The organism is Kribbella sp. NBC_01245, assembly GCF_036226525.1.
Lineage (GTDB): Bacteria > Actinomycetota > Actinomycetes > Propionibacteriales > Kribbellaceae > Kribbella.
The window spans coordinates 6,278,114-6,290,599 of record NZ_CP108487.1 but is presented as its reverse complement, the minus strand read 5'-3'; the positions used below and the strand labels follow the sequence as shown (position 1 = coordinate 6,290,599).

Genomic DNA, 12,486 nt, shown 5'->3' with positions numbered 1-12,486 from the left:
CGTCCGCGAGTGGTCTCTTCTGGTCCCAGCGGCGATTCGGCAGGAGCCGACTGGGTGGACCAGATGTGACCACTCGCGGACGGGGTTACTGCCCGGGGCCTTGGTTCGGCTGGCCGCCGTTTTGCTGGCCATTCGGTTGGCCGCCGTTTTGCTGGCCGCCGTTGGGCTGGACGCCGTTGGGTGGGACGCCGTTGGGTGGGACGCCGCCGGGGCCGATCTGGATTCCGCCGGGGCCGCCCGTTTGGGTTGCGGGGGTGGGTTCCCAGGCGTGGCCGACGGCGGTGCCTGCCACGAAGGCGAGGATGGCGAGGATGCCGCCGGCGCCCGCGATGGCCAGGTTGTTCCGCTCAGCCTTGGGCTCCTGCGGCGGCGGCGAGGCCGACGGCGGCTGCGGCGCGGCCTGGGCTTGCTGCGGGTTTGCCTGTGCCTCTGGCTGGGGTTCCTGGGTCGGGCCGTAGATCATCTCGGGCCGGGCCGGGTTGACCGACTCGTCGCGGGCCGGGGGTCGCTGGACGCTCACTGAATGCTCCTTACTCATTTGGTCAGGTCGTAGACGGTCATGCCGCCGACGGTCTGGGCGGTGAAGTTCTCCGTGACCCAGGTCGAGATCTCGCTCGAGGTGCCGCGCCCGCCGCCCATGCCGCCGCCCATCCCGCCGGCCGAGCCGACGAAGTAGTGCACCTTGCCCTGGGCAACCAGTTCCTGGAACTGCGCCAGCGTCGGCGCCGGGTCGGTTCCGTTGAAGCCGCCGAGCGACATCACCGGTACGCCGGAGGCGAGCTGGAGAGGTGCCGCGGCATTGGAGGTCACGGCCGCGGCCGCCCAGGTGTAGCCGTTGGCGCCTTGCTGCAAAAACGTGACCAGCTCACTCGACACGTTGCTGGTCCCGCCGCCACCAAGGAACCCACTAGTACGTCCGGTGCCACCACCATCACGCGCGGTCGTGCCAGGCGCGCCAGTCGTACCGGTAGCACCAGGCGGCGGGCCTTCGCGGAAGATCCGCATGCCGCCGCCCCGACCCATTCCGGTCGACGGTCCGGCAGTCGGAATCGCCCCGGCATGAGCGGAACCGATCGTCTGAACGGAGTACGCCGTCGGCCCGGACAACGCGCTGATCGCGATCAACGCGACAGTCAGCAAGGCGCCACGTCGTACCAGCTTGGACCGGGACTCCTTCTTCTCCAGTTCGGGAAGCAGCAGCACGAGGGACGCCCCGATCAGCCCGGCGGCGAGTACGACGTACCGAAGCCACGGGTTCCAAGTGGACGCCTGAGCCAACAGACTGAACGCCCAACCCGCCGTCAGCAAGACCGTTCCGGCCAAGGTTGCTCGCGGCAACCATTCGGAGCGACGCCGCCAGAGGATGACCGAAGCCGGTCCGACCAACGCGGCGATCGCCGGGGACAGCGCGATCATGTAGTAGTTGTGGATGATCCCCTGCATGTAGCTGAACGTCAGACCAGTAACGAGCAGCCAGCCACCCCAGAGGATGACGAACGCCCGGGTCTTGTCGGTGCGCGGCGCGCGTCCAGCGGCGGCCACCAGCACGATCGTGGCGATAAGGGCCGCAGGCAACAACCACGCGATCTGGCTGCCGAACTCGCCACCGAACAACCGCTGCAGACCGGTCGCACCACCCCAACCGCCGGTACCCGTGCCGCCGCCGACCGAGCCAGTCTCGTTACCGGTCAACCGGCCGAGGCCGTTGTAGCCAAGGGTCAATTCGATGATGCTGTTGTTCTGCGAACCACCGATGTACGGACGAGCCGAGGCCGGGAGCAGTTCCACGATCGCGATCCACCAACCACCGCCGGCGATCATCGCGCCGACCGCCGCCAGGCTGTGCCAGATCCGCGTCAACAGCTTGGGCTGTCCCGCGATCAGGTACGCCAGTCCGAAGGCGGGTAGCACCAGGAAGGCTTGCAGCATCTTCGTGAGGAAGCCGAGTCCGACCAGCACCCCCGCGAGCGTCATCCACCAGACCGAGCGCTTGGCCGAGTCGATCGCCCGCATCACGGCGTACGCCCCGGCGACCAGCAGGAGCACCAGCAACGCGTCCGGATTGTTGAAGCGGAACATCAGTACGGCGACCGGTGACACGGCCATCGCGATTCCGGCGATCAGTGCCGCGTTCGGGTTGAACCAGCGGCGGACCGCGGCGTACACCAAGGCGACGGTCGCAACCCCCATCAACGCCTGCGGGACCAACATGCTCCAACTGCTGAACCCGAAGATCCGGCCGGACAAACCCATCACCCAAAGGGATGCGGGCGTCTTGTCCACCGTGATGAAGCTGGACGCGTCGAACGACCCGAAGAACCAGGCCTTCCAACTGGTCGAGGCGGCTTGTACGGCGGCCGCGTAGTACTCGTTGCCATAGCCGTTGCGGGAAAGTGTCCACAGATAGGCGAAAGCGGTGAGGACCAGCAGTCCGACGTACGCCGCTCCGGCGCGGCCCGCGACGTACGGCAGAGCGAGTGTCCGTTTCGCTGGTGGTGCCGCGCCCTGCGGGATGGCGGCTGGATCGGTCAGGGTGCTCATAACGTACTCCGGGTTTCGACGAGAACAGGTTTGTCTGTAACAGGAATGGCCGGCCCGGACGAGAACACCCAGGCCTGGAAGAGGCTGAACCGGACCACCGTCGCGACCAGGTTCGCCAGCGTGAGGATGCCGATCTCCAGCCAGCGTTCGGGCACGGGCACAACGGCATGGAGCAACCACAACGAGGACGCGGTCAGACTCCAACCGATGCCGAAGGCAACCAATCCGCGCAGCTGGTGCTTGAGCCGGCCGGATCTGCCGCTGACGCCGAACGTGAGGCGCCGGTTGAGTGCGGTGTTGCCGATCGCCGTGACCAGCAAGGCCAGCACGTTCGCGGTCTGCGCCGGCACGACTCCGCGCAACACCAGATACAGCAGGGCGTACGCGATCGTGCTGAGCACACCGACAAAGCCGAACCGCACCAACCGCCCGAGCAGACCGGCCTTCGCTGCGGCCGGGTCGACCAGATCGGCCCGGCCGAAGGTTTCCCGCAATGACTCCAGCGGGATCCGACTGCGGGCCAAGTCGGTGCCGACCCGGGCGATACCGCGCAGGTCCTCGGAGACGGTCTTGGCGATCGCCACCCGCGAGTCGAGATCGTCGATCCAGTCGACCGGGACCTCGTGGATGCGCAGACCGGCTCGTTCCGCCAGCACCAGCAGCTCGGTGTCGAAGAACCAACTGGTGTCCTGGACCAACGGCAACAGATGCTTGGCGACATCGGCCCGGATCGCCTTGAACCCGCACTGCGCATCCGAGAAGTGCGTGCCCAATGCTCCATGTAACAAGAGGTTGTAGCCACGAGAGATGACCTCGCGCTTCGGCTGTCGTACGACGCGCGAACCACGGGCCAGACGGGTGCCGATGGCAACATCACTGTGGCCGGCGGCAAGGGGTGCGATCAACGGCAGCAGCGCGTTGAGATGCGTCGACAGGTCGACGTCCATATAGGCGAGGATGTCCGCGTCACTGGCGGACCAGACCTCGTTCAAGGCGCGGCCCCGACCGGGCTGGTCGATCCGGACCGCGCGAACGCCGGCCAGTTCGGCCGTCAAGTCCGAGGCGATCGACCAGGTGCCATCGGTGCTGCCGTTATCGGCGATACAGACCACGGCCGGGAACGGGAACGAGCTGTCCAGAAAGGCTCGCAGCCGCCGGATATTCGGGCCGAGATCAGTCTCCTCATTGCGAACGGGTACGACGATCTCGACCCGGGGATGAGCTGGAATCTGCATGGCACCGATGCTGTCGGCTCAACCTGAACCGGCCCATCGATGCGCCTGGCAGTTAGCTGGGAGTACTTCTCCGTAGCCAGAACAGCCCGAGAATCGGCAGCACCAGCGGCACATAGCCGTAGCCCTGGCCGAAGTGGGACCACACCGTCGCGTCCGGGAAATCCTCCGGTACGGCGTAGCTGAACGCGCCGATACCGACCACGCCGGCCAACTCGATCAGGATCGCCACCAACGCGAGCCGGCGTGACACCGACGTCGACCGGGCCAACCCGAAGGTGGCGACGCAATAGACGACCGCCGCGAACGCCGACAGCAGATACGCCACTGGGGCCTTACCGAAGTCGGTGGCGATCTGTACGCCGGCCCGGGCGGTCGCGGAGACGGCGAAGACGCCGTACACCAGGATCAGCACCCGGCCGGGCCCACTGCGAGTGGACGTCATCCAGCGATCCAGATCTGGTTGAGTCGCAGGATCAGGACCGGTACGACCAGACAGGCGACAGCGAGTGCACCCGCACCCCATCGGCTCTTCTCGGCCAGGGCCCACAGCGCGCCGAGCGGCAGCACCGCGAGCGTGCCGATCAGGTAGCCGACGAAGATGATGCCGGAGATGTCCTGGTCGGTCCGGATCAGCTGGACCGTCCCGACGACGAACTGGACCACCAGCGCCAACTCGACCACGCCGAGGAAGCCGAGCAGCCACCAGTTGATCCGGCGGTTCAGGGCCGCCAGCACCAGGGCGAAAACCGCCGCGAGCACCGCGAGGATGACGATCGTCATCGAGAGAACATCGTTCATGGCGAAACGGAGCTTAGCCCCTCCCCGCCATGGCGGGTGCTTTGCGGAGGTCGGCCACGATGCTGCGGACGGCTCGCTGGCATTTGAGGTCCAGCAGGATCTGCACGATGACCCGGCTCTTCAGGGCGTCGTTGGTGTCGTCGGCCGCCGCCTGCCGGATCTGCTCGCGTTTGGCGTCCCGGACGACCTGGTCGAGTCGATCGAGTTGGGCCAGGTAGTCGTCGGCACGTTGTACCAGGTAGTCCAGGCTGCCGGGGCGGTCCAGCACTGGGAGGACCTTGCTGTGGATCCACTTGGACTGGGCATTCGCGCCAATGTCGTCGACTGCCTCGTCGGCGTATCTCTGAAGTCGGCGGAAGACCACGGCCGGTCCTGCGGAGGTCTCGTCGCCAGAGCCGATCAGACTGAGCTGCGACCGCAGTAGCGCCGGACCGACCAGTCCTGCGACCAGCGCGGACCAGATGCTGCCGAACCAGTCCAGGTCACCGAAGGCGAACTCCAGCAACGTGTAGGCGAGGTACCCGGCTACACCGTCTGCGGCCAGGCGGAGCAGGATCCAGTGCGTCGCGCGCCAAGAGAGCGGCTTGCGCTTCTGGACGTGTAGCTCGAGGAATGCCACGCCGGCAGACAGCAGTGCGGCCACCCAGGGCCAAGCGGCGGACAAGTCAGCGTCCCGACTCGAGTGTCAGCCGGTAGCGGTCTCCACTGACAGTGGCGAGACCTGCTTGGACAAGAGACTGAAGTGCCCGATCAGTGGCAGACGGACGCAGACCAGCCCCACTGGCGACCTGTGCGAGGTCCTGCGCGACAGAGACCCTCAGTACGGCGTACACGCGCTTCTCGTCGGCAGAGAGGTCGTCGACCGTCGGTAGCTGCGTCTGCTCCGAGGGCTCCTTGAAGATGCCCATGGCCAGATGCTGAACCTTCGCGGCCGCAGAGACGTCACCACGCTCCAGTAGAACCGGTATCAGTTGCCGAGCGAGCGCAACAACCATCTCGGGCGAACGCCCCGCCAGCCAGCGCTCGAACCGATCGACGACGCCTTGGCCGTCGCCAACAGCCAGTAAGAGCTCTAGATCTCTGCCAGGCGGCAGCAACGGGGCCCGCCGATAGGCCGCCTCGTACTGGATCTCCTGCGGCGAATAGGGCGACTCGTCCGCTTCCTCATCGTCTGTCGGCATCCTCAGCGGCCCGCCGACAGCCACGCCCGGCCATTGCTGGACGGTGCCGGGCGCGAGGTTCGTCAGCCAGTCCTCGACCTCGGCCGGACTGATCGCCTTGATCTCCACCACCAAATCCGGCTGAAGGTTCACCGGCCGTTGATCACTCAGCAGCACCTTCGCATCCGGATAGGTCTCGCGGAACCGCAACACCTGGCGCATCGCCGCACTACGCTCGATCGGTTCCAGCTCGTCCAGACCGTCGACCATCACCAGCAAGGACCCGTTCGCGGCCCAGCGCTCGATGACGTCGGCCGGTACGCCGGACTCCCGCGCGAGGAATTCCGTCAAGGTCTGGCCCTCGATCGACCAGTCCCGGGTCCAGACCAACATCGGCAGCCGGCTCCCCGCCGTACCGTGCTGACGGTCAGCGGCCAGCACGGCGACCAAGTGCCGCAGCAGCGAGGTCTTGCCGCCGCCGCGCGGTGCGACCAGTACGGCCACACGGACGCCGGGCGCGACGAGTCGAGCGGCCAGTGCCCCCTCCGTGAGGGGCTCGCCCGTGCCGCGCACTTCGAGCTCGACCGGCCGCCGGTTCGACGTACGGGTGTTGGGGCCGAAGCGGCGGATGACCTCAGCGAGGTAGACGCGTTCCAGCGTCGACGTCGTTTCGGCGTGGCTCATCCGGCGCAGGCTGAGCAGCTGGATCGAGGCGGCCGCGAACGCGAAGACCAGGGCGAGGATCGCCGCGGTGTTGTTCAGCCAGCCGCGATCGAGGCCCCGGATCACCAGCGCGAAGAGGCCCAGGCTGAGCAGGGCGACGGCCATTGCGATGAATCGTGCGTTTCGCTGGATCAACGCCGCCCCCTCAGATCGAGGGTTGGCAGACTACAAGATGTCGCCCGGGTTGTACGCCGCTGCTTCGGGGTAACGCTTGGCCAGCTGGTCGACCCGGCGGACGACCTCGTTGACCTGCGCGACGGCCGCACCGGTGAACGACAGCGGCTCACCGACGATGTCGACGATCTGCTGTTCGGTCAGGCCGAGGCCGCCGTCCTCGCCGAGGCGCCGGAACAGGTCGTTCTCGTCGGATCCCTGGCGCAGATCGAGGGCCATCTGCACGGCGTGCTTCTTGATCACCTCGTGCGCGGTCTCCCGGCCGACCCCGTTCTTCACCGCGGCCATCAGGATCTTCGTGCTGGTCAGGAACGGCAGATACCGCTCGAGCTCACGCTCGATCACGGCCGGGTAGACGCCGAACTCGTCCAGCACGGTCAGGAACGTCTCGAACAGACCGTCCAGCGCGAAGAACCCGTCGGGCAGCGCGACCCGGCGGATCACCGAGCAGAAGACGTCACCCTCGTTCCACTGGTTACCGGCCATCTCGCCGGCCATCGAGGCGTATCCGCGCAGGATGACGGCGAGACCGTTCACCCGCTCGCAGGACCGGGTGTTCATCTTGTGCGGCATCGCCGACGACCCGACCTGGCCCTCCTTGAAGCCCTCGGTGACCAGCTCGTGCCCGGCCATCAACCGGATCGTGGTGGCGAGGCTGGACGGGCCGGCCGAGAGCTGGACCAGCGCCGAGACGACCTCGAAGTCGAGCGAACGCGGATAGACCTGGCCGACGCTGGTCATCGTCCGCCGGAAGCCGAGGTGCTGCGCGACCTCGGACTCCAGGCCCGCCAGCTTCTTCTCCTGGCCGCCGAACAGGTCGAGCATGTCCTGCGACGTACCGACCGGGCCCTTGATACCGCGCAACGGATACCGCTCGAGCAGCTCGTCCACCCGGGCGATCGCGATCAGCAGCTCATCCGCCGCGGACGCGAACCGCTTGCCCAGGGTGGTCGCCTGCGCGGCCACGTTGTGCGAGCGGCCCGTCATCACCAGCGCCGCGTGGTCCGCCGCCTTCTGCGCGAGCCGTACGGCGGTCGCGACGGCGCGGTCCCGGACCAGCGCCAGGCTCGCGCGGATCTGCAACTGCTCGACGTTCTCGGTGAGATCCCGGCTGGTCATGCCCTTGTGCACGTGCTCGTGCCCGGCGAGCGCGTTGAACTCCTCGATCCGGGCCTTCACGTCGTGCCGGGTGACCCGCTCGCGGGCGGCGATCGACTCCAGGTCGACCTCGTTCAGCACCCGCTGGTAGTCCTCGATCACGCCGTCCGGCACCGCCACCCCGAAGTCCTTCTGGGCGCTCAGCACCGCCAGCCAAAGCTGCCGCTCGAGCACGATCTTGTGCTCCGGCGACCACAGCTCGGCCATCGTCAAACTCGCATACCGCGAGGCGAGCACGTTCGGGATCTGAGGCTTACTCGAAGTCGGCACGTACCCCATTGTCCCTCACCGCCCCCGACAGGCCGACGGCCCGGGCTCCTCGAGTCCGGGCCGTCACCGTCAACGGGCCAGCACTACGTTGCCATTCTTGTCGTACGCCTTCACCGTGCCACCGTTCCGGGCCTGCGGGTCGCCGTTCGCCCAGGAGAGCGCGTACCACCCGTCGACGACCTTGATGTCGTGCGTCCGCCCGTTCGGAGCGGTCAGCCGGATCCGGACGATGTTGGACGTCACCCGGCCAGAGTCCTTGTAGACCCAGCCGACGCAATTCGCGGTGCAGCCCCCGGCATCACCGCGGTGTCCGGCCTCGCCGAAGTACTGCAGCTTGTTCCGCGCGTACAGCGAGGTGCGGAAGATGGCCGGACCTGAGCCCACCGGCCAGCCGTTCTTCGGATCGAACTTGGGCCCGAGCTCACACAGCGCCACGTGCCGGCCGGACGGCGACAGCGCTACCAGAACGGTCCCCTGGCCCTTCAGGGTCTCCGTCGTGACGACATTCCAGTCGGACATGTCGTGCCAGAACAGCACCGAGCAGTTCCGCAGCTGGCCGGCCTTGTCGGCGGGCGTCGGGTCGTTGACCGCCTTCGCGATGACCGCGGCTGATGGCCGGGAGTCGCCGGGCACGGTGCACTCGTACGGACCAGGCGCCGGGTCTCCCGCCACTGCGTTGCCGACCGTCTCGCCGACCTTGAACGGGGGCGCGTAGTTGGCCAGTTCCCTGGTGACGCCGGTCCGGATACCACACCGCCGCTCGGCTTCCTTCTTCGTCATTTCGATGGCGGCGTCACCCCTCGGCACGCCTGGCACGGGGGTGAAGTCCGGCCCGGCGCTGGGCGTCGCGGAATTGCCGGCGATCGGATCACCGTCGCGACCAGCCTGGCCGATGTCCGGCACCAGGCTCGCGCCCACCACGGCGACGGCCACGGTGGCGGCCAGTCCCGCACTCCCCAGCACCCGGCGACGCTGGCGGCCGCGCCGGCCACGGGTGAGCAGTTGCTGCGAGTCGATCGGCGCGAGCGGGTCTTCGCCTGCCAGGCGTTGGAGTTCGGCGCCGAGCTCCTTGTCGTCGTACATCTGCGTCTCCTTCACGAGGTCCGGCCGATCGGCCGGGTCTGGGAAATGGCGTGACGGAGGGCGTCGAGCCCGCGAGCGGTCTGGCTCTTCACCGTGCCCTGCGAGCAGCCGAGGATCCCGGCGGTCTCCTCGATCGAGAGATCCTCGTAGTACCGCAGCACCACGCAGGCCCGCTGGCGCGGCCCCAGCGCGGCGAGGGCGGCGAGCAACTCACCGCGTGCGGCCTGGGCCACGGCCGGATCGCTGTGGACCGCGACCCGGTCCGGCAGTTGTTCGGTCGGCACCTCCCGGCGCCAGGGGCGCCGACCGTTGTCTATCGCCGCGTTGACGACCGTCCGGCGGGCGTAGGCGAGGACGTTGCCCCGCCGGTCCACCTTCTGCCAGGACAGGTACAGCTTGTAGAGCGCGTCCTGGACGATGTCGTCGGCGCGATGCCAGTCACCGCAGACGAGAAACGCCGTGCGCCGCAGCGTGCCACCCACCGCCTCGACGAACTCGACGTACTCCCGGTCTCGATCCGGCATCGCGCCTCCACTCTCCTCTGTCTCCCTCAATACGGAGACGGGCGCGACCGAGGTTGCATCGGGTCTTAGAACGGCATGTACGTGTCTACCACCTGGCCGGCGGCGTTGTAGGCGCGAACTTCGCTCGCTTCGCTGACGCCCTTGGGCAGCCAGACCCGCATCGCGTAGACGCCGTTGGTCACCGGGACCTCGGCCAGCTGCCGGTTGCCCGCTAGCAGCACGTACCGAACGGCGCCCTCGGCCGCGACACCGCCGCCACCCCAGAACGGGCGCCCGGCCTTGACCGCGCCCAGCGAGCGGATCGGCGTGCCGTCGATGGCACAACCGACCACGCCGTTGGGCGCGGAACCGACTCGTTGCCCCGAGGCCGGGCCGTACAACGTGCACACGTACGCGTTGGGGAAAGCGGTCGACTTCTCGCGGGTCGCGCCCTCGCCGTCCTGATCGCAGAGCAGCACGGCCTTGCGATCCGGCGAGATCAGCGTCGCGGTGAAACCACCTTGTCCGTCGCGCTGCCAGGCGAACTTCCAGCTCGAGAGCTCGAGCCAGGTGAGCATGCCGCAGGCGAATCGCGGCTCGGTCTTGGGCTCACCCTCGTAACCAGGCGTGGTCGTGCCCGGCACCGAGCAATAGGCCTCGCTGCCGTCGGTGAGCTTCATCCGCAGCAGGTCCGTGACGTACATCCCGAACTGCACCCCGGTGCTGTTGTCGATCGGCTCGCCCGGGTTCGGCTTGGCGCCCTGGTCGCCGTACTCCGCGCCCATCCGGATCTTGCAGCGGCGGACGCCCTCGGCATACGAGAGCTTCTTGAGTACGACGGCACCGGTAGCCGAGCTGATGCCCGTCGGCTTGGTCGACGGAGTGCCCGGCGGCGTGGTCGTAGGTTGCACGGGCACCGGCACGGACGGGGTGTCGGCAGGTGGCACCGGGCCGTCGGCCGAGAGGTGTGGCAGCTGGCTCGCACCGACAATCGCGGCTACGAGTACGGCGGCCGCGCCCACGGTTGCGACGGCCTGCCGGGTGCGGACCTTGTGGCGGCCACGACTGACCAGGGCGTTCGCGTCGAAGTCATCGCGGCCGGAATCGTCGGCCGCGGTATCGAACAGCTCGCGGATATCGGGGCTCATCTGCCGTCTCCCACCGGTTCGAGAGCGACCCCACCACGCTCGAGTGTTGTCCGCAGCAGCTCCAGGCCGCGCGAAGTCTGGCTCTTCACCGTGCCGGCGGTGACGCCGAGGATGCGGGCGGTCTCCTCCACCGACAGGTCGTCGAAATACCGCAGTACGACGCACGCGCGAGCCTTCGGCGGCAGCTCGCGCAGTCCCGCCATCACCACCGTGCGGGTGTCGAACGCGCCGACCGCGTCGTGGCCGTCGGGCAGTTCGGGGATCTCCCCCGAGGTACGGCCGAGTTTCGAGCTCTTCCGGCCCGCGTCGATCGCCACGTTCACGACGGTCCGCCGGGCATAACCGTGAACGCCTTCCGAGTTCGCCACTCGCGGCCAGGCGACGTACAACTTGAGCAGCGCGTCCTGGACCAGGTCCTCGGCGAGGCCCCAGTCGCCGCAGACCAGATAGGCCGTACGACGCAGGGACCGGCTCGCCGCGTTGACGAAGTCGACGTACGCGCTGTCATCACGGCGGGCCATCGCCACCTCCTGCGGTCTTCACACTCCTTAGGACGACGCCGACGGCCCGCAGGTTGGAATCCGCGCCGGACTACCCGGTCAGGACCGAGATGTAGGTGACCGCGCTGATCGGGACGCCCTTGCTGTCGAAGGCGGTGAGCGGGCCGATCTTGCCCGGGCGACCGCTGCGATCGGTCACGGCGAGCTCGAAGGCCACGGCGAACCAGCCGTCGGTCACCTCGATCGACTCCACCTTGGCACCCGTCTGGAGCTGCATCCGGGCGACCTGCGCGGACGTCCGGCCGGAGCCGTAGAACACCCAGGAGCTGCACGGCGACCGGGCTCCGGCGGCACAGCCTGAGCCGGCCTGGATGCCGAAGACCATGCCGGCCAGGGCGGAGGCCGCAAAAGTGCGAGGGTCCTTCATGGTCGACTGATTGACGAGGACGGACTCGATCGCCGGTCGCTCCGCCGGCTCGTTGAACACCGCTTCGCGAACGGCCGGCCCCCCGACCGTGCAGTGCGCCACGTATCGCTGCGACGGCGAGATGGCCACGGCCTGGGCGAGCGTGTTGGCGTCGACCTTGCGGGCGACCACCCTCCAGCCGGTCAGGTCATGCCAGAAAGAGGTCGAGCAGCGCCGCAGTAGCCCTGCGTCGTCGGTCGGCAAAGCGCTATCACGGGAAGCCACCGCGAGCTCGGCCGCCGGGGGGTCGTAGTCACCGGGCACGAGACAGGAGAAGGTCTGCATCTGCGAGTCGACGACGGTCTTCACCCGGCCGGGTTGCACCTGACCAACGACCTGGCTGGCATTCGAAGGTTTCCACATGGTGATGGTGCCGACATCGCGGCCGGAGATCGCGGTCCACTGCAGCCGGCAGCGGCGCAACGCCTCGGTCATCGAGACCGGCTCGAGCGCGGCATCCCCTGGCGCCGTACCGGCCAGGCGGGTCGACGCGGCCGCGGGCGGCTCCTGCCGGACGGCCAGATTCGGCAGGGTGGCCGCCGCCATCACGATCGCGGCCACGGCGGCGCCGGCCACGACCGCGGAGAAGACGCGGCGCCGGAGCAGCCCGCGCCGGCCGCGGGTCATCAGCGGCACGAGGGGAACCGGCTCGAACTCCTCGTCGTCGGCCATCTGCCGCAGCAGAGTGCGGATTTCGTCGTCGGTGTCGCTCACGATCTCCCTCCTG

The 12,486-nt window shown here is 68.2% G+C and carries 13 protein-coding genes; all 13 read right to left on the bottom strand.

What is annotated here, in order from left to right:
* Positions 1 to 85 precede the first annotated feature (85 nt).
* Complete coding sequence (locus tag OG394_RS28750) at positions 86 to 520, bottom strand: hypothetical protein (protein WP_328990236.1); 435 nt, start codon at positions 518 to 520, stop codon at positions 86 to 88.
* A 14-nt stretch (positions 521 to 534) separates the two neighbouring features.
* Positions 535 to 2,541: a glycosyltransferase family 39 protein gene (locus OG394_RS28745; protein WP_328990235.1), complete on the bottom strand. Its 2,007-nt coding sequence runs from the start codon at positions 2,539 to 2,541 to the stop codon at positions 535 to 537.
* Positions 2,538 to 3,776, bottom strand: a complete 1,239-nt coding sequence (locus OG394_RS28740) for a bifunctional glycosyltransferase family 2/GtrA family protein (protein ID WP_328990234.1) — start codon at positions 3,774 to 3,776, stop codon at positions 2,538 to 2,540. Before OG394_RS28740 ends, OG394_RS28745 begins: the two co-directional genes overlap by 4 nt.
* 52 nt (positions 3,777 to 3,828) lie before the next feature.
* Positions 3,829 to 4,218 carry a hypothetical protein gene (locus tag OG394_RS28735; RefSeq protein WP_328990233.1) on the bottom strand — a complete coding sequence of 130 codons (390 nt, stop codon included), beginning with the start codon at positions 4,216 to 4,218 and terminating at the stop codon, positions 3,829 to 3,831.
* Positions 4,215 to 4,574: a hypothetical protein gene (locus OG394_RS28730; RefSeq protein WP_328990232.1), complete on the bottom strand. Its 360-nt coding sequence runs from the start codon at positions 4,572 to 4,574 to the stop codon at positions 4,215 to 4,217. The genes OG394_RS28735 and OG394_RS28730 overlap by 4 nt, the downstream gene beginning before the upstream one ends.
* Before the next feature lie 13 nt (positions 4,575 to 4,587).
* Positions 4,588 to 5,217 (bottom strand): hypothetical protein, encoded by a 630-nt coding sequence (locus OG394_RS28725; RefSeq protein WP_328990231.1) that lies wholly within the window; start codon positions 5,215 to 5,217, stop codon positions 4,588 to 4,590.
* Between the two features lie 22 nt (positions 5,218 to 5,239).
* Positions 5,240 to 6,562 (bottom strand): NACHT domain-containing protein, encoded by a 1,323-nt coding sequence (locus OG394_RS28720; protein ID WP_328990230.1) that lies wholly within the window; start codon positions 6,560 to 6,562, stop codon positions 5,240 to 5,242.
* Positions 6,563 to 6,622: 60 nt separating this feature from the next.
* On the bottom strand, positions 6,623 to 8,068 hold the full coding sequence (gene purB / locus OG394_RS28715; protein WP_328990229.1) for an adenylosuccinate lyase: 1,446 nt from the start codon (positions 8,066 to 8,068) through the stop codon (positions 6,623 to 6,625).
* A 60-nt stretch (positions 8,069 to 8,128) separates the two neighbouring features.
* A complete protein-coding gene (locus tag OG394_RS28710) occupies positions 8,129 to 9,142 on the bottom strand; it encodes a hypothetical protein (protein WP_328990228.1) in 1,014 nt (337 codons plus the stop codon).
* An 11-nt stretch (positions 9,143 to 9,153) separates the two neighbouring features.
* A complete protein-coding gene (locus OG394_RS28705; protein WP_328990227.1) occupies positions 9,154 to 9,666 on the bottom strand; it encodes a SigE family RNA polymerase sigma factor in 513 nt (170 codons plus the stop codon).
* 65 nt (positions 9,667 to 9,731) lie between these two features.
* Positions 9,732 to 10,793, bottom strand: a complete 1,062-nt coding sequence (locus tag OG394_RS28700; RefSeq protein WP_328990226.1) for a hypothetical protein — start codon at positions 10,791 to 10,793, stop codon at positions 9,732 to 9,734.
* Positions 10,790 to 11,314 carry a SigE family RNA polymerase sigma factor gene (locus OG394_RS28695; protein ID WP_328990225.1) on the bottom strand — a complete coding sequence of 175 codons (525 nt, stop codon included), beginning with the start codon at positions 11,312 to 11,314 and terminating at the stop codon, positions 10,790 to 10,792. The genes OG394_RS28700 and OG394_RS28695 overlap by 4 nt, the downstream gene beginning before the upstream one ends.
* A 70-nt stretch (positions 11,315 to 11,384) precedes the next feature.
* The gene (locus OG394_RS28690; RefSeq protein WP_328990224.1) at positions 11,385 to 12,473 is read right to left on the bottom strand and encodes a hypothetical protein; all 1,089 of its coding nucleotides are present in this window, start codon (positions 12,471 to 12,473) and stop codon (positions 11,385 to 11,387) included.
* Positions 12,474 to 12,486: the final 13 nt, after the last annotated feature.

What these genes read in the sequence shown, in the direction of transcription:
- OG394_RS28695 (WP_328990225.1), bottom strand. Translation starts at nt 11,314, where the DNA reads ATGGCCCGCCGTGATGACAGCGCGTACGTCGACTTCGTCAACGCGGCG.
- OG394_RS28740 (WP_328990234.1), bottom strand. Translation starts at nt 3,776, where the DNA reads ATGCAGATTCCAGCTCATCCCCGGGTCGAGATCGTCGTACCCGTTCGC.
- OG394_RS28700 (WP_328990226.1), bottom strand. Translation starts at nt 10,793, where the DNA reads ATGAGCCCCGATATCCGCGAGCTGTTCGATACCGCGGCCGACGATTCC.
- OG394_RS28705 (WP_328990227.1), bottom strand. Translation starts at nt 9,666, where the DNA reads ATGCCGGATCGAGACCGGGAGTACGTCGAGTTCGTCGAGGCGGTGGGT.
- OG394_RS28710 (WP_328990228.1), bottom strand. Translation starts at nt 9,142, where the DNA reads ATGTACGACGACAAGGAGCTCGGCGCCGAACTCCAACGCCTGGCAGGC.
- OG394_RS28730 (WP_328990232.1), bottom strand. Translation starts at nt 4,574, where the DNA reads ATGAACGATGTTCTCTCGATGACGATCGTCATCCTCGCGGTGCTCGCG.
- OG394_RS28735 (WP_328990233.1), bottom strand. Translation starts at nt 4,218, where the DNA reads ATGACGTCCACTCGCAGTGGGCCCGGCCGGGTGCTGATCCTGGTGTAC.
- purB (WP_328990229.1), bottom strand. Translation starts at nt 8,068, where the DNA reads ATGGGGTACGTGCCGACTTCGAGTAAGCCTCAGATCCCGAACGTGCTC.
- OG394_RS28720 (WP_328990230.1), bottom strand. Translation starts at nt 6,562, where the DNA reads ATGGCCGTCGCCCTGCTCAGCCTGGGCCTCTTCGCGCTGGTGATCCGG.
- OG394_RS28745 (WP_328990235.1), bottom strand. Translation starts at nt 2,541, where the DNA reads ATGAGCACCCTGACCGATCCAGCCGCCATCCCGCAGGGCGCGGCACCA.